The 18,096-nt window shown below is 34.6% G+C and carries 9 protein-coding genes; 5 read left to right on the top strand and 4 right to left on the bottom strand.

From position 1 onward, the window contains the following. Positions 1-46 precede the first annotated feature (46 nt). The 3 genes from pgmB to ACOQOS_RS13095 form a co-directional block, all read right to left on the bottom strand. Positions 47-703 (bottom strand): beta-phosphoglucomutase, encoded by a 657-nt coding sequence (pgmB, locus tag ACOQOS_RS13105; protein WP_420570917.1) that lies wholly within the window; start codon positions 701-703, stop codon positions 47-49. A gap of 8 nt (positions 704-711) precedes the next feature. Beyond that, complete coding sequence (locus tag ACOQOS_RS13100; protein WP_420570916.1) at positions 712-2,088, bottom strand: MFS transporter; 1,377 nt, start codon at positions 2,086-2,088, stop codon at positions 712-714. A 201-nt stretch (positions 2,089-2,289) separates the two neighbouring features. Next, positions 2,290-3,330, bottom strand: coding sequence for a LacI family DNA-binding transcriptional regulator (locus ACOQOS_RS13095; RefSeq protein ID WP_420570915.1), 1,041 nt, complete (start codon positions 3,328-3,330; stop codon positions 2,290-2,292). 312 nt (positions 3,331-3,642) lie between these two features. On the opposite strand from ACOQOS_RS13095, the gene ACOQOS_RS13090 reads away from it, so the two are divergent. The 5 genes from ACOQOS_RS13090 to ACOQOS_RS13070 all read left to right on the top strand — a co-directional run bounded on the left by ACOQOS_RS13090 (position 3,643) and on the right by ACOQOS_RS13070 (position 14,307). Then, positions 3,643-6,558, top strand: coding sequence for a SusC/RagA family TonB-linked outer membrane protein (locus ACOQOS_RS13090; RefSeq protein ID WP_420570914.1), 2,916 nt, complete (start codon positions 3,643-3,645; stop codon positions 6,556-6,558). Between the two features lie 26 nt (positions 6,559-6,584). Then, positions 6,585-8,165: a RagB/SusD family nutrient uptake outer membrane protein gene (locus tag ACOQOS_RS13085; protein WP_420570913.1), complete on the top strand. Its 1,581-nt coding sequence runs from the start codon at positions 6,585-6,587 to the stop codon at positions 8,163-8,165. A gap of 89 nt (positions 8,166-8,254) precedes the next feature. Then, positions 8,255-9,316, top strand: a complete 1,062-nt coding sequence (locus ACOQOS_RS13080; RefSeq protein ID WP_420570912.1) for a SusE domain-containing protein — start codon at positions 8,255-8,257, stop codon at positions 9,314-9,316. Between the two features lie 194 nt (positions 9,317-9,510). Then, positions 9,511-12,387, top strand: a complete 2,877-nt coding sequence (locus tag ACOQOS_RS13075) for an alpha-amylase family glycosyl hydrolase (RefSeq protein WP_420570911.1) — start codon at positions 9,511-9,513, stop codon at positions 12,385-12,387. Positions 12,388-12,717: 330 nt separating this feature from the next. Beyond that, positions 12,718-14,307: a hypothetical protein gene (locus tag ACOQOS_RS13070; RefSeq protein WP_420570910.1), complete on the top strand. Its 1,590-nt coding sequence runs from the start codon at positions 12,718-12,720 to the stop codon at positions 14,305-14,307. Positions 14,308-14,773: 466 nt separating this feature from the next. On the opposite strand, the gene ACOQOS_RS13065 is transcribed toward ACOQOS_RS13070, so the two are convergent. Then, positions 14,774-18,016, bottom strand: coding sequence for a VPS10 domain-containing protein (locus tag ACOQOS_RS13065; RefSeq protein WP_420570909.1), 3,243 nt, complete (start codon positions 18,014-18,016; stop codon positions 14,774-14,776). Positions 18,017-18,096: the final 80 nt, after the last annotated feature.

Here is an 18,096-nt window from a genome sequence, read left to right as displayed (position 1 = left end):
AGGTTATAGCAAGACACTAACACCTAACACCTATCACCTAATACCATCATCTATTTATTAATTCTTCTATAAAACTTGTTTGTATTTCGGTAAAATCTTTGAAAACATAATCTGCGTGACCAAGTGTTTCTTTAGAACCTATTCCGATAGAAATCATTCCAGCACTGTTTGCAGCTGTAACGCCAGCGACAGAGTCTTCAAATACAATACAATTAGTTGGTGTAATGTTTAGTTTTTGAGCAGCAATTAAAAATACTTCTGGATCGGGTTTTGCTTTGCTGACATCATTTCCGTCAACAATAGTTTGAAAAACATCAAATAAACCTACTTTTTGTAGAATTTTGCGTGCGTTTTTACTTGCCGAACCCAATGCAATTCCTTGCTGTGTTTCTTGTAAATAGTTGAGTGTTTTTGGGATGTCAGGAAGAATTTCTCCTGCATCCATTTGTGCAATATGCGATAAGTAATTATCGTTTTTCTCTGCCATGTATTTTGTGAACTGCTCTTCAGAAAGTGTTTTATTTCCCCAGCCTAAAATAATTTCTAGAGAACGTATTCTGCTGACTCCTTTGAGTTGTTCGTTTTGTTCTAGCGTGATGTCGAAACCTAGTTCATTGGCAAGTGATTTCCATGCTAGGTAATGGTATTTTGCAGTATCTACAATGACACCATCTAAATCAAATATAAATCCTTTTTTATTCATTGTTACGTTTATGATTCTTCGGTTAGGTAACTAATAGCATTTTTATCTGTGATCAAGAAATTACAAAGTCCAGCGATAATCAAACTAAGTCCAGCAACGATCATTGCGTTGATTGCTTCTTCACCGAGAAGTCCTGAGATAAAATTAATACCTCCTAGTGCAGCTATAATTTGAGGAATTACAATAAACATGTTGAATATTCCCATAATTACTCCCATTTTTTCGGGATTTACAGAACTAGAGAGCATTGCATATGGCATAGACAATATACTTCCCCATGAAAACCCTATTAAAGTGAAGGATACTATGAGGTATTCTGGAGATGGTATGAAATACATAGATATAAATCCGATACCTCCTAGAATTAAAGAAAACATATGTACTAACTTTCTATTAATTCTACGTTTAGATGTATATAACACTAAGATTAAAGCAAAAACCATTGAAGATAATCCGTATACTCCCATGTAAGAACCTACTAGATTTGACGATTTTTGGAATGCTGTATTCGCAATATCAAAAGCTTCCTTTTGAGCACTTATTGACATGTCAAAATTTGCTTCTATCGGTACAGGTGTTTGAAAAACATGTTCTGTTAATGCTGGATTCGCTAAGCCCCACATTGTAAAAAAGGCAAACCAGCTAAAGAACTGAACTAAGCCTAATTTTTTCATAATTAAAGGCATATTCCCTATGTTTTCTATAATATCTGGAATAAAACGATTTTTTCTTGCCTTCTCTTTTTTAAATTCCTCCATATCTTTTGGAGGATATTCTTTTGTTGTAAAAACAGTATAAAGGATACTAATTAAGAATACAAAGGCTCCTATAGAAAAAGCTACTTTAACAGACATAGGTATCACTCCAGGATCAGCTTTATCACTGACTCCAAGTGCAGAAACCATCCAAGGTAAACTACTAGCAATCCAAGTACCAACACCAATAATTAGTGTTTGAATAACAAACCCATAAGAGCGTTGTGAATTAGGTAATTTGTCAGCTACCAGAGCTCTAAAAGGTTCCATTGAGATATTAATAGAAGCATCAAGAATCCATAAAAAACCTGCTGCAATCCACAAACTTGGAGAATGTGGCATAATAAATAAAGCTATAGAACTTAATACAGCTCCTATTAAGAAATATGGTCTACGTCTTCCCCATCTTGGACTCCAAGTACGGTCACTCATATATCCGATAATAGGTTGTACTATCAAACCTGTTAGTGGTGCTGCTACCCATAGTATAGGTATTTCATCTATTTCGGCACCAAGAGTTTGAAATATTCTAGACATGAAACCGCCTGTTAAGGCCATTCCGAATTGTATTCCTAAGAAACCGAAACTCATGTTCCAAATTTCCCAGAAACTTAACTTACGCTTTTCCATTATCGTAATGTATTAGTTAGTACTATGTACGATAAGCGCTAAGACTTATCAAAACTTACTTTTAGGTGAGAGGTAAAAATATAAGTCTTGATATTTTATGGTGTAAATATAGTTTTTTTTTTGAAACAGGCACTATCAAATTATAAATCTGAAAGATAATTCGTTAGAAAATTAACAAAGTAATACCTGAAAATCACCAAATTATCGTGTGGTGTCACGTTCTATTAAAGTTGTGTTTATTACTTCTGTTTGATATTTTTCCTCATCAACTAATTCTTCTAGTTTGTCAATTAACATTGTTGCTGATTTTTCGCCCATTTCTACCGCGTGTTGACTAATAGTGCTTAAAGAAGGAATGGCATGCTTTGATAAAACACCATCTGTAAAGGCAACAATAGACATGTTTTCTGGAATTTTATAGCCTTTATTAATGGCAATTTTCATTGCAGTAATTGCATACAATTCATTTACAGCAAAAATCCCGTCAATTGATTTTTCTTTATTTAATAATGTTGAAATTTCTTTTTCTAGCGTTTCTATCTCTACTTCCTTGTCTTTGTTTTCTTCTACTTTAATAATCAGCGAAGATTTTGGTTCAATTTTGTGTTCTTCTAATGCTTCTAAATATCCTTGAGTTCTTAATTTTCCAACATTTACATAATCTTTGGTGGTAATCAATGCAATGTTTTGACAACCACTATCAATCAATTTTGCAACGGCTTTTTTAGAACCTAATTTGTCATCAACTACTACCTTATCACAAGCAATTTCATTAACAACTCTATCAAACATTACAATTGGCATTCCTTGATTTATAGTTTCGTAAAAGTGATGATAGTCTTGTAGTAGTAGTGTTTCTTTTGCAACGGAAAGAATAAAACCATCAATACTTCCATTGGCTAACATTTCAATATTAATCACTTCTTTATCAAAAGATTCATTAGACAATCCAATAATAACATTATAACCTCTATTGTTAGCTTCTTTTTCTATTCCGCTAATAACTTTCGAGAAGAAATGATGTACAATTTCAGGAATAATGACACCAATGGTTTTAGTCCGTTTATTTTTTAGACTTAACGCAATATTATTAGGTCTATAATTATAGAGTTTTGCAAAAGCTTGTACCTTACTTCTAGTGTCTAAACTTATCTCTTTACTATTTCTTAATGCTTTCGAAACAGTTGATACAGAAACATCTAATTCTTTGGCTATTTGTTTGAGAGTTACTTTACGCTTCATGAGTGTCAATTATAAGATCAATAATTAAAGCTTAGGTTTTTTATTTTTTTGTTAAAAATACGCTGTTTTAATTAGATAAAACCCAATGTTTATAAAAGTTTTCAACACGAAAACGATTGCGTAAGATCAAAAGTTATACCTAGATTTTGATTTACTTAAAATTTACATAGTTTTAACATCGAGAGGTAAAAATATAAAAGTATTTGAACAAAAATATCACGGATTTTGTCAAAAAAAGTTCAGAAAAAATTGAATAAAATCGTGATCATTTTACGACAATTTTGAAAATAAAAAATTATACAAATGAAGAAAATGCAAAAATTTATTTTGTTTTTGGCTTTTTTGATTCCACTTGGAATGCTTGCCCAAACAAAAGTGACAGGTGTTGTTACTGAGCAATCTACAGGAACTCCATTATTAGGAGTAAATGTAGTTATCAAAGGAACAGCAACTGGAACCACAACAGACTTTGATGGTAAGTATCAAATAAATGTAACTAATGGACAAACTATTATGTTTACATACGTTGGGTACAAAACTCAAGAGGTTTTATATAGTGGTCAAGCTAATGTAAATATAGCATTAGAAGAAGACGCATCTAAACTTGATGAAGTTGTCGTAGTAGGATATGGTTCTGCTGTGAAGAAAGATGTAACTGGAGCAGTTGAGTCGGTAACCTCAGATGACTTTAATGGTGGAGCTATTGTATCTCCTGAACAATTGATTTCTGGTAAAACTGCCGGAGTTCAAGTAACACCGCCAAGTGGTGCGCCAGGTTCAGGTTCTGCAATTCGAATTAGAGGTGGAGTTTCTTCATTATCGGCAAGTTCGAGTCCACTTATTGTAGTAGATGGTGTTCCATTAGATCAAGGAAATAGCGGATTAAACTATATTAATGCAAACGATATTGAGTCATTCACAGTATTAAAAGATGCTTCTGCTGCTTCTATTTACGGATCGAGAGCAACAGGTGGAGTTATCTTAATTACAACTAAAACAGGAAAATCAGGTCAGTTTAATGTAAATGTAAACCATTATACTTCGGTTGGAAACAATGTAAATGAAGTTGATGTATTGTCATCTACAGAATTCAGAGATTTAGTATTAGCAAACGGAAACGCAAATCAAATAGCGCAATTAGGAAACACAAGTACTGATTGGCAAGATCAAATTTATAGAGGTTCATTAACTTCAGATACAAACGTAACTGTTTCAGGAGGTTTTGGTAACTCTAACTATAGAGCTTCTGTTGGATTTGTAACTCAAGAAGGAACATTAAGAAACTCTAGAGTTGATCGTTGGACAGGTTCTGTAAAATTTATCCAACGCTTATTAGATGATGATCTTAAGATTGAAGCCAACGTATTAGGAGCTTTATTAGATGATACTTTTGGAAATACTGGAGCAATTGGAGCAGCTGTTTCTTTTGATCCAACACAATCAGTATTTGATCCAAATAGTCCTTTTGGAGGTTATACAGAAAATGTAAATAATGATGGAACTATCAACACAATTGCGGTACGTAATCCAGTTGGTTTAATAGAATTAAATAACAATACAGCAGATACGCGAAGAAGTACAGGAAGTTTAAAAATTGACTATACATTACCATTCTTTAGAGATGTAAAATTGACAGCTAAAGGTGGATACGATTATTTTGAAGTTGATGGAAACTTAGTCATTCCTGCAGCAGCAGCTTCTAACTTTAATGATGAAGGATTGTTTGGAACGTACAGTACCTTAAACAGAAGTAGATTATTAGATGTATATGCCAACTATAAAAAAGATATTGAAAGTATTAAAAGTACGGTTGATGTAACCGTTGGACATTCTTTCCAAAGCTTTTACAGATCGAATCGATTCTTAAACTTTACAGGATTAGATCAAGTGACAGGAAATATCTTTAAAACTGAAAATGCCTTAGAATCTTATTTCGGAAGATTAAACTTTGCATATGATAATAAATATTTATTAACCTTCAACTTAAGAAACGATAGTTCATCTCGTTTAAATCCAGATGATCGCTCTGATTTCTTTGGAGGAATTTCTTTAGGATGGAATATTATTGATGAAAACTTCATGAAAGATTCGAAAGTATTCTCTCAATTAAAGTTAAGAGCTGGATATGGAGAAACTGGACAACAAGAATTTGGTCAAGATTACGGATATATTCCACGTTACACAACAGGAGACGGACAAGTACGCTACCAATTTGGATACAACTCAGACGGAACTCCACGTTTTGTAACAACACTTCGTCCAGAAGAATATGATGAAAACTTACGTTGGGAACGTTCTAAAACAATAAATATTGGTTTAGATTTCGGATTCTTTAATGATCGCTTAACAGGTTCTGTAGAAGTATATGAGCGTAAAGTAGAAGATTTAATCAACTTTATTCCAGTGCCAGCAGGAACGAACTTATCCAATGCTTTATTCACAAATGTTGGTAACTTAGAAAACAGAGGATTAGAAATCAACTTAAACGCTACCATTGTAGAAAATGATAAATTTTCATGGAATACAAACTTCAATGTTTCGTTCTTTGAAAACAAAATCACAAAATTATTCTTAACAGATGATCCAACATCTCCAGGTTCTCTAACAGGAGGAATCGCAGGTGGAGTTGGAAACACAATCCAAATCAACTCTGTAGGATTTGAAGCAAACTCTTTCTATGTATTCAAACAAATATATGATGCACAAGGAGCGCCAATTGAAGGAGCATATGTAGATATCAATGCAGATGGAGTTATTGATATTAATGACAGGTACCGATATAAAAGTCCAAACCCAGATGCAGTTCTTGGTTTTACTTCAAACATGCAATATGGTAATTTTGACTTCGGATTTACAATGAGAGCAAGTTTAGGAAACTTTGCATACAACAATGTAGCGTCTAATACAGGAAACGTACAAGCGTTATTTGGTGCAAACTCTATCAACAATGTAAACTCGTCAATCTTAGATACAGGATTCAGAAACCAACAATTATTCTCTGATTACTATGTACAAGATGCTTCTTTCTTAAAATTAGATAACTTAACGATAGGTTATAATTTTGACAACATCTTCAAAGATGTACGTATGAGATTATACGCAACAGGACAAAATTTATTTGTAATTACAGATTACGATGGATTAGATCCTGAAATTAGTGGAGGAATTGATAATAACTTCTACCCAAGATCAAGAAATATATTGATGGGAATTAATTTGAACTTATAATAAAGTAATACCAAATACACATAATGATGAAAACAATTAGAAAAAAATCAAATCGTATAGGTATTGTACTACTATTGTTAGTCGCAAGCATAGGATTTACATCTTGTGAAAGTGAATTAGACTTAGAACCGATAGTGGAACAGTCAGCAGCAGATGTATTCGATGATCCTGCAGCATATGAACAATTTCTTGCAAGAATTTATGCAGGTTTTGTAGTAAGTGGACAGCAAGGTCCAGCAGGAAATCCTGATATTTCAGGAATTGACGAAGGGTTCTCAAACTACTTGAGACAATATTGGAAACACCAACAATTAACTACTGATGAAGCTCTAATTGCTTGGAATGATGCAACAATTCATGACTTTAACTGGCAACAATGGACGCCTGCAGATACTTTCATTACAGCAATGTATAACAGAATTTATTTCCAGATTTCGATCTCAAATGAATTTTTAAGAGAAACGGCAGATGCTCCAGAATCAGAATTCTTACCAGCAGCATACAAAGCTGAGGTACGTTTTTTAAGAGCTTTAAGTTATTGGCATGCAATTGATTTGTTTGGAAATGTTCCTTTTGTAACAGAAGAAGATCCAATTGGAGCGTTTTTACCAACACAAGGAAGCAGACAAGAAATTTTTGACTTTATCGTTTCAGAGTTGACTTCAATAGAGCCAATAATGATTGACGCACGTCAAAATGTATATGGAAGAGCAGACAAAGCAGCAGTATGGATGTTATTAGCAAAACTTCACTTAAACGCAGAAGTATACACAGGAACAGATCAAAGTGCGCAAGCAATTCCATATTTAGAAAATATTATTGGGGCAGGATATACACTTCATAATAATTATGACGAATTATTCTTAGCAGATAATGATACGAATGGAGCACAAAACGAATTCATCTTTACATTTAATTCTGATGGATTAAATACACAAGGATTTGGAGCAATGACATTCTTAGTACACGCACCAGTTGGAGGTAATATGAGCGCAGCTGCCTTCGGTATCAACGGAGGTTGGGGCGGAATCCGTACAACAAGTGCTTTTGTAAATAAGTTTTCAGCATCTGAATTAATTACAGATCAAAGAGCAAATTTCTTTACAGATGGACAAACGCTAGAAATAGCTGATGTATTCAACTTTAATGACGGATATGCTGTTGAAAAATTCAAGAATGTAACAAGTGCTGGAGTTCCTGGATCAGATAGTTCGGGTGACTTTATCGATACAGATTTCCCTGTATTCCGTTTAGCGGATGCGTATTTAATGTATGCAGAAGCTGTAAAAAGAAGCGGAACAGGTGACCAAGGATTGGCAGTGCAATATGTAAACTTAGTGAGACAACGTTCTAATGCAAACCCAATTGGTGGTTTCTCAGATATTACAGACGATTTCTTATTGGCTGAACGTTCAAAAGAATTACACTGGGAATGTCACAGAAGAACGGATTTAATTCGTTTCGGACAATTCTCAGATCAAGGCGTATGGCCATGGAAAGGAAATGTAGAAAACGGAACAACTACGGAAGCATTCAGAGATATATTTCCAATTCCATCTACAGATCTTACAGCAAACCCTAATTTAACTCAAAACCCAGGTTACTAAAAAATGAAATAAGCTATAATTTGATGGTTTTAAACCAATACAATAAGTAGCCAATTCCATTTGACCGATTTAATAAAAAAGCATATACAATGAAAAAATTAAATAAAATATCAGCAGGCTTTTTAGCATTAGTTGCCTTTGTTGGATTTAACGCATGTAGCGATGATGATAACTTAATCATTGCTTCTCCGCAAGGTGGACCACAGTTATTAACGCCAGCATCAGGAACAGCATTAATATTAGATGCAAATAATGAACAAGGCGTAGCAACTACAGTAGTTTGGGATGATGCAGACTACGACGTGCAAACAGCCATTAGCTATGATGTAGAAATCGCTTTGGGCGGAACTGACTTTGCAGCGCCAATTTCTGGAGGATCAACGAATGAACGTTTCATCTCTTGGACAAATCTTCAGTTAAATGAAGTTGCTATCGCAGCAGGATTAAGTCCATTTGTAGCTGGAGACTTAGATGTTCGTGTAAGATCTTCTATTGGAACACAAGATGCTCAAGCGCAAGTATCAGGAGTGTTAACGCTAAATGTAACACCTTACACAACTTCATTACCTCAAATTGCAGTGCCAGGAAATCACCAAGGATGGGATCCAGCAACAGCACCAACACTAGCTTCTTCTGAATTTGGAGCGTCTGACTATGAAGGGTACATTTGGTTAGAAACTGAATACAAATTTGTTGCTCCTGATGACGCAGGAAACTTTGCATGGGGAAATACAGATTGGGGAGATGACGGAAGCTTCTCTGGAGTATTAACTGAAGATGGAGAATCTAACGTACAAGCAACGCCAGGATACTACTATTTACAAGTAGACACTGAAAACTTAACATACACTGCTTCTCAATACACAAACTGGGGATTAATCGGATCTGCAACACCAACAGGTTGGGACAGTGATAACGATATGACATACGATCCAGCAACACAAACATTCTCAATTACAATCGATCTTACAGCTGACCAAATTAAGTTTAGAGCAAACGATGGTTGGGACTGGAATTACGGAGATGATGGTGCTGATGGTTCATTAAATACTGGAGGAGCTGATATTAATGTTCCAGAAGCAGGAAACTACACAGTAGTACTTGATTTAAGTAATCCAAGAGCTTACAGTTATACACTGACACTTAACTAGTAAATACTGAACGAATCTCGTCAAAAAACGAGCTATAAGTTCTGTGCTTTAATTCACAGGCTGATTTCTTTAACATATATATTATTTTTTGAATTTAGCCTTTACTTAACGATCACTCAAAAAAGGCTGTAATACATATCATTACAGCCTTTTTTATGAATCAACCAATGTTGAAACAAAAAACTATGAAATAGATGAAGAAAAAATTACACATATTATGCTTATTGTTTGCTAGTATTGCATTTGGTCAAGTTACCATTACGCCTTCACCTTTTGAAGTAAGCCAAACAATTACGATTACAGTAGATATTAATAGTTCAGCAACAGATTGTGACGGAATCAATAACCCGAATAAAGTATACCTGCATTCAGGTGTTGGAACAAGCGCTAATCCTTGGACGTATGTTATTGGAAATTGGGGACAAGATGATGGTGTTGGTGAAATGACAGATATCGGTGGCGGATTGTGGCAAATTCAAATTGTACCTGAAACCTATTACGGATTAACAACTGCTCAAGCAGAAACCATTACAAGAATGGGAATGGTATTTAGAAACGAAAACGGAGGACAAGAACTCAAAGCAACAGGTTGCAATGACTTCTTTTTTGATGTAGGCGCTTTTCAATCAACATTAGTAACTCCAGATGATGGAAGTACGACAATTTTAGCTTCAGGTTCAAACTTTACAATTACCGCAAACAATACTGGTGGAAATGCAGCATATGTATTAAAAGCTAATGGAACTACTATCAACTCTAACAACGGTGCTACATATTCATATACTGATGCAAATATCACAGAAAATAAAAACTATGCATTAGAGGTGACACTTGGCGGAACAACAATTACAAAAAACTTTAGTGTAATTATCAATCCGGGAACAATTTCAGAAGCTTTGCCAACAGGTTTGGAAGATGGAATTAATTATAATGCAGATACCTCAAAAGCAACACTAGTACTTGATGCGCCTAACAAAGATTTTGTATACATAGCTGGAAGTTTCAATAACTGGCAGCCAGATGCAAGCTATGCTATGAAAAAAGATGCTACAACAGGAAAGTTTTGGTTAGAAATAGACGGTTTAACATCAGGACAAAACTACACCTATCAATATTGGGTAATTGATGAAACACCAATTGCAAACTCACCAGCTTTAGTAAAAACGGCAGATCCTTATTCTACATTAGTCTTATCGCCTTTTGACGATCCATTTATTCCTGCAAGTACGTATCCAAATCTTCCAGTATATCCTGCAGGGCAAGAACGTGAAGTAACAGTGTTACAAACTGGACAAACACCATATAACTGGCAAGTACAAAACTTTGCAAAGCCAAAAAAAGAAGATCTAATTGTATACGAAGTATTAATTCGTGATTTTGATGCTGATAGAAATTATCAAAACCTAATAGATCGTATTGATTACTTTAAAAACTTAAATGTAAACGCTATCCAATTAATGCCAATCATGGAATTTGAAGGCAATGAAAGTTGGGGATATAACACATCTTTCCACTTAGCGTTAGATAAATATTACGGAACAGCAGATAAATTCAAAGAATTCGTAGACCTATGTCATCAAAACGGAATTGCAGTGATATTAGATGTAGCATTAAACCATGCTTTTGGAAGAAATCCAATGGTGCGTATGTGGATGAACGATCCTGACAACGATGGTTGGGGAGAACCAAGCTCAGAAAACCCATACTTCAATCAAGTAGCTACGCATAGCTTTAGTGTAGGTTCTGATTTTAATCATCAACAAGCAAGAACGCAATATTATACAGAACGTGTGGTAAAACATTGGATAGAAGAGTTTAAAATTGATGGTTTCCGTTGGGATTTAACCAAAGGGTTTACGCAAGAATGTACTGCAGGCGATGATGGTTGTACAAATGGTTATAGAAACGATCGTGTGGCAGTGCTAAAGCAATATGCTGATTATTCTTGGAGTTTAGATGACGATCATTATGTAATCTTCGAGCATTTAGGTCAGGATAATGAAGAAAAGGAATGGGCAGATTATCGCTTAGCAGAAGGAAAAGGAATCATGATGTGGGGAAAAATGACCGATCAGTACAATCAACTCACTATGGGATTCTCTTCCAATGCCGATATCTCCCGAATGGGACATACAAGTAGAGGTTTTAATGGTCCGCGATTAATGGGGTATGCCGAAAGTCATGATGAAGAACGATTAATGTATAAAAACTTACAATTTGGAAATGCAGCATTAGCTTCTCACAATGTACGGGATTTAAATACGTCACTATCTAGAATGTCAGCATTAGGAGCAGCTTCACTAACGATTCCAGGGCCAAAAATGATTTGGCACTTTGGAGCTTTAGGAATGGAGAACTCAATTTTTACTTGCGGAAACGGAACTGTAAATCTGCCAAGTGATGGAACGCCAGGTGATTGTAAATTAGATACCAAACCACAACCACAATGGACAGACAATTGGTTGGCTGATGCCAGCAGAGCAAAAATCTATAACGATTGGGCACGTATTATCAACCTAAAAGTAGAAGAACCTGTTTTTGAAGGAAATTATGCCATCAGTCCATACATAAATGATGTAAGACAACGTATTTACATTTGGGATGATACTATTCCAGCTTCAGAATTGAAAAACGTAGTGATCTTATGTAATTTCTCAGTGGCAGATTTAGACATTGTTCCCGATTTTCCATACACAGGAACTTGGTACGATTTAATGGATGAAACTGGAGCAACAAGCATCAATGTAGCTAATACGGCTGATCCGATTTCGATTCCTGCAGGACAATTTAGAATCTTTGGAAATCAGCAAACAACGTTAAGCACAGAAGAATTCCAAAATCAAACAAATAGCATTTCACTGTATCCAAATCCTGCTTCAAACAACTTTAAACTAGACCAAAAAGTAGAAGAAGTATTGATTTATGATAGTACAGGAAAACAAATCAAAGCATTTGATGGAAGCTTTAATGTAGGACATACATTTGATGTTTCTGAACTAAAAACTGCTTTATACTTCGTAAAGATTGTTTCTCAAAAAGGGACCATCACAAAACGATTAGTTATTGAATAACATTTTTTTCTAAACAAATGAATCGGCTATACATTATTTGACTAAACTTGTTCGTAGCTTGTGTTATTATCAATAAAATAGGAAGAAAATGTTTAAAAGGTCGCTGAAATTCAGCGACCTTTTTTTATGATTCTAATTATAGATAATTACATCTAATATATTATATCTTATATTGAATTTATGCTACGCTTAATAAGAAAAACCATCATATTGCATTAAAATTATATATATTTGAATATGAAAATAAATAAATACTTCGTTCTCCTATTTTTAGCATTAGTAAGTTGTAATAGTAGTGATGATACTACACCTGTTATAGCTGAATTGCCAATGGTTGAAACTATTGGTATTAGTAATGAAACAGGAAATAGTTTTACGACTACAGGGAATATTACGAATACCGGAGGAGCAAATATTTTATCCAAAGGGATATGCTGGAGTAGCACATCTCAAAATCCTACGTTAGCAGATTTTACTACTGATGAAGGTTCAGGTACGGGAGTTTTTACAAGTGAACTAATAGATCTAGAGCCTAATATATACTATGTAAGAGCCTATGCCACTAATAGTGAAGGTACTGCTTATGGATCAGTAGTCACATTTAATAATATTTTACCCATTGTTACAACAGCAAGTCTTTCATTTGTTTCTCACACTACTGCTTATGGTGGTGGTGAAGTAGTATATGAAGGAATATCTGCGACATCTGAACGTGGTGTTTGTTGGAGTACATCGCCCAATCCTACTTTGAATGATAATTTTACTACTAACGGAAACGGTTTAGGGACCTATGATAGTATTTTAACTGGACTTACTGAGGATACTACATATTATATACGAGCATATGCGACCAATAATGAAGGAACTAGTTATGGTGACGAAATTCAGTTTAATAGCTCAGGAGCTTGTCCTCCAGGTACTAACGGAAGTGGGACAATAAATTTATATTCTCAAGAAGATGTAAATAACTTTAGTCATACGTCAGTTTTTAAATTGATCATTGGAGACGAATCAGGATATGATACATCTGATATCACTGACCTTTCTCCTTTATCTTGCCTTGAATCTGTTAATGAATTAACAATAGTTGGAAACCCACATTTACAAAACTTAATAGGTTTAGAAGGTATTGTAACTATAGAAAATAATTTGTTCATTCAGAATAATGTTGGTTTAACCAGTCTAGAAGGCTTAGAGAATCTTCAATCTGTCGGAACAAGTTCTAATACTTCACTTTCTCTTAGTTTGTTTATAATATTTAATACTTCTTTACAAGACTTACAGGGTTTAAGTAGTCTTGAGTCAGTAGGTCGAACTTTGTTGATTAGAAAGAATCACACACTACAAAACTTAGAAGGTTTAAATAACTTACAAACAGTTGATAATTTAAGTATAAGTATTAACACTGGGCTGCAAAGTTTACAAGGAATAGGAAACCTTCATACAATTACAAAAGTTTTAACTATTCATCAAAACCCTTTATTGACTAGTATTGATGGTTTAAGTAGTTTAACATCAGTAGGAAGTGAAGCTAATTTTAGTACCAATCCACCCACTATAGAAATGTATACAAATCCATTACTTACTAATTTAGATATTTTAGATAATTTTGGCAATGGTAATAATATCTATATTAGTGCTTGTGATGCGGTAACTAGTATACAATGCCCTTCAATTACACAACTTAATGGTTTAGAGATTGTAGGTAATGATTTGTTAACAAACTTAAATTTTTCTAGTTTGAACACATGTGTGGATGATGGTGTTAAGATTAGAAACAATCAAAGCCTAACAGATTTTTGTAATTTTACAAACTATGCTAATATCGCAATTGCAGATCCAACTAATTGTGAGTTTACGATAAATGGAAATAGCAACAATCCTTCGGTTCAAGATATTGTTGATGGGAATTGTAATTAAAAATAGTCTCTAAGCCAGTTTTCAAATAAAAGCAAATCATTGTTGATCTTTAACATCAGGAATGCCTTTGTATGTATCTTCTAAATAACCTTTTTCAAAAGAAGTATCCAATTCTGAGCAATTGATTATATGAAAACCAAAATGTTCATAAGAACCAAGCGTTTATTTACATCAACCTTGTTGACTTTCAGATGTTTTATAGTGTAGTTTAATAATGATTTTCCAATATTTTTCTTCTACAATCAAGACGAATAAATAACATTTCTAAGTTTTTCAGCAACGCCTAAAATCTAAAAAACCGTTGATTTTATACTATTCGTTCTGGATACATAGTATTCAATGGTATCCAAATACGTGTTTAAAATCAACGGTTTTAAATATTGAACATCTTCTTTGAAAAAGTCATGTGTAGCGCTTACGGAAGCTTTCCCAACAGTAACGACTTCTAGATGTTCTGATTTGTGTGTTATTTTTTGATTTTAGGAGCTCCTATTTGTTCTAACTTTCTTTCTAAAGGATTGATCGCATCTTGAATTTGTTTCAGTTCTGTAGCCATTTTATTAAAAAGTGTATTGGCGTTGTTCAAATACTTTACATGTGCTTTTGTAGGTCCGTAGGTTGTATTTGCACTTGCGGCCCACATATAATCTCTTATAGTTGGGTATTCATTCTTTTCACCTACTTCACCACGCGCTTTACTTCCACTAAATTGTTGCTCTAAGTCTAAGATTTGATCGCGAAGTTTAAGCAAGTTAGTATGAAGATTTTCATCACTTTTTGTAGCTCTGTCATATGCTTTAAGCATCATGTTAATCATGTTTTTTGCATCTCTAACGTCAGTTCCTAAATCACTTACTTTTGTTGATAAATCTGCAATTGTTTTCCAATGCGCTACCACTTTATCAGGTGAGTTTCCGTTCAATGAACTTTTATTAGTAGATGCTTTTACGGCAAACGAAACCTTTTCTCCTAAACTCGTGTATTTCCCTTCAATTTGCTTAAACAGTTGCGCACTATAATTTCCAGGTGCTGCCATATATCCGCTACCGTTTCTGTTAAGATTATTGGCAGAAATAGTGTACGTTGGTTCTGTGGAAAGATTCCAACTAACTCGATTGATTCCTTTACTATTTTTAGCTTTAATTCTTCTAAGAATGTTACCATTTGTATCATAAATGAATACCCATAGTTTAGGTTTTAATTCCTTTAGTTCGGCTTCTAATACAGACCATTCAGGTACGCCAACAGTTCCTTTATTTTTCTCAACTTCTCCTTCTTTCTTTTTACGTTGTGTTGTTTTTGATTGATAACCATTTTTAAGGTAATAAGTAAACTCAACACCATAAGGCGGGTTGTCTGCTATAAAGAAATTATCTCCTTGTGAAGCTTTTCCTCCTCGTCCTAATACACTACGTCGCTTAGACCATTTAGCATCTCTAGGTTTGAATAATTGTGCTTCATTGTCAGTATTAATCTTTCGCAGTGCTGAATAATCGTCTAATATATAAATACCTCTTCCAAATGTTCCTGCAACTAGATCGTTTTCTCTTTTCTGAATGGCCAAATCACGTACAGAAATATTTGGGATTCCTCCTTTTAGTTTTGTCCATGTTTTAGCTCCGTCAAGCGTAAAATATACACCATATTCAGTTCCTAAGAATAGCAATTGACTATTTTCATGATCCTGAACAATGCGCCATAATAACGTACGATCAGGAAGGTTATTTGCAATAGCTGTCCAAGTTTTTCCTTTATTAGAACTCTTGAATAGATATGGTTGGTAATCACCGTATTTATGATTGTCAAACACAGCATACACAACGTTTTCATCATATAAATCAGCTTTAATATCGTTTACAAAGGCAGTTTTTGGAAGCCCGTTAATTTTTGAAAAATCTACTTTTCTCCAGTTTGCGCCTCCATCTTCTGTTACTTGAATGATGCCATCATCGGTTCCAGCATAAATTAATCCTTCTTTCTTTGGTGATTCTGATAAAGATGTAATTGTACTATAACTAGACATTGCATAAATGTCCCATGCATTATCCCATTTTTGTTTTTTTCCATAAAATGGTGTTTGAATACGCTCTTGGTTATTTGTTAAATCACCTGAAATTACTTGCCAAGAATCTCCTCTGTCATCAGATTTCCATACACGTTGTGATGCATGATAAATTCGTTTTGGATTATGCGGACTTACCAAAATAGGAGCATCCCAATTATAGCGTTCTGTTTTTTCACCCAATTCAGGTTGTGGCTTGATATATACGTTTTCACCCGTAATTCGGTCGTGACGATTTAGGTTTCCTTGTTGCCACTGCGCATACATGATATTAGGATTTCCAGGTTCTGTAGCGGGTTGATGACCGTCTCCACCGAGTACAATAAACCAATCTGAATTGCGAATTCCATGTATATTGTCTGTTCTAGAAGGAGCGCCTTGTGTACTGTTGTCTTGCGTTCCACCATAAACATAATAAAAAGGTTCAGCATCATCTACGGCTATTTTGTAAAATTGCGTCACAGGCAAATTGTCAATAAACTTCCAGTTTTTTGTTCTGTCGAAGCTTTCATACAAACCACCATCGCAACCTACTAAAATATAATTAGGATCATCTTTTTTGAAAGCTACAGCATGATTGTCAACGTGCTTTTCTGATTCATTCATCTGAGTAAACGTTTTTCCGCCATCAAATGATTCTAACATATAATTATTCGCTAAGTATAAATGATCAAATTTATGTGGAGAAACATATAATTCTTGATAGTAATGAGGACCCGTACCACCAGCAACGGCATCACTCATTTTTTTCCATGATGTACCTTTATTTTCACTTTTATACACACCACCTTTTCTTCTATCTAATTCTATGGCTGCGTAGATAACGTCAGGCTTCTGTGGAGAGATAGCCAAACCAATTTTCCCCATATTGCTGCTTGGTAGGCCATTGCGCAACTTCATCCAAGTTTCGCCACCATTTGTTGATTTATGAATAGCTGTTCCTGGACCACCGCCTAAATACCCTGCAACTGTTCGATGACGTTGCCAAGTAGCTGCATACAATACATCCGGATTTCTAGGATCAATCAACATATCAGTTGCACCAACCCATTTTGCATCGCCAAGTGTACGTTTCCATGTGTTACCGCCGTCGGTTGATTTGTACACACCTCGTTCACCACCACTACTCCATAATGGTCCTTGTGAAGCAACCCACATGATGTTAGAATCTGTTGGATGGATGATAATTTTTGATAAGTGTTCGGATTTTTTAAGTCCCATGTTTTTCCATGACTTACCGCCATCTTCACTTTTATAAATTCCATCGCCATAACCAATATGTCTTCCTCCATTATTTTCTCCTGTTCCTACCCAAACAATTTCTGGATTTTGTGGATCTAGTGTAATACAACCCATGGAGTAACTTACTTGACCATCAAATATAGATTTCCATGTAGTTCCTGAGTTTTCGGTTTTCCATACGCCACCAGAAGCAACTGCCACATACCAAACGTTTTCGTTATTTGGATGAATGACAATGTCTGCAATTCTACCAGACATCAATGCAGGACCAATGCTTCTAAATTTTAAACCATTATATATGGAACTTATGTCCTTTTTTTTGTCTTTTCCTTTGTCGTTTTTTTGTGCAAAACTGGTTGTGGCTAACATGAGAAATGCAAAAGTTATGCTTAGTACTCTTGTCATTTTTTTTAGGTTGAGTAATTTAATCATTTTGGTTTTTAGATTGATCATCGACGTTTATGTCGAAATGGTTTCGTTTTTCT

The organism is Kordia sp. (genome assembly GCF_965224175.1).
In the GTDB taxonomy this organism is placed as follows: domain Bacteria; phylum Bacteroidota; class Bacteroidia; order Flavobacteriales; family Flavobacteriaceae; genus Kordia.
Note: the sequence above shows the minus strand (reverse complement) of the source record. Positions and strands in the feature narration are given on the sequence as shown.

Coding starts and splice junctions, on each gene's coding strand:
- ACOQOS_RS13065 (WP_420570909.1), bottom strand. CDS start 18,016: ATGACAAGAGTACTAAGCATAACTTTTGCATTTCTCATGTTAGCCACA.
- ACOQOS_RS13070 (WP_420570910.1), top strand. CDS start 12,718: ATGGTTGAAACTATTGGTATTAGTAATGAAACAGGAAATAGTTTTACG.
- ACOQOS_RS13075 (WP_420570911.1), top strand. CDS start 9,511: ATGAAGAAAAAATTACACATATTATGCTTATTGTTTGCTAGTATTGCA.
- pgmB (WP_420570917.1), bottom strand. CDS start 703: ATGAATAAAAAAGGATTTATATTTGATTTAGATGGTGTCATTGTAGAT.
- ACOQOS_RS13090 (WP_420570914.1), top strand. CDS start 3,643: ATGCAAAAATTTATTTTGTTTTTGGCTTTTTTGATTCCACTTGGAATG.
- ACOQOS_RS13095 (WP_420570915.1), bottom strand. CDS start 3,330: ATGAAGCGTAAAGTAACTCTCAAACAAATAGCCAAAGAATTAGATGTT.
- ACOQOS_RS13100 (WP_420570916.1), bottom strand. CDS start 2,088: ATGGAAAAGCGTAAGTTAAGTTTCTGGGAAATTTGGAACATGAGTTTC.
- ACOQOS_RS13080 (WP_420570912.1), top strand. CDS start 8,255: ATGAAAAAATTAAATAAAATATCAGCAGGCTTTTTAGCATTAGTTGCC.
- ACOQOS_RS13085 (WP_420570913.1), top strand. CDS start 6,585: ATGAAAACAATTAGAAAAAAATCAAATCGTATAGGTATTGTACTACTA.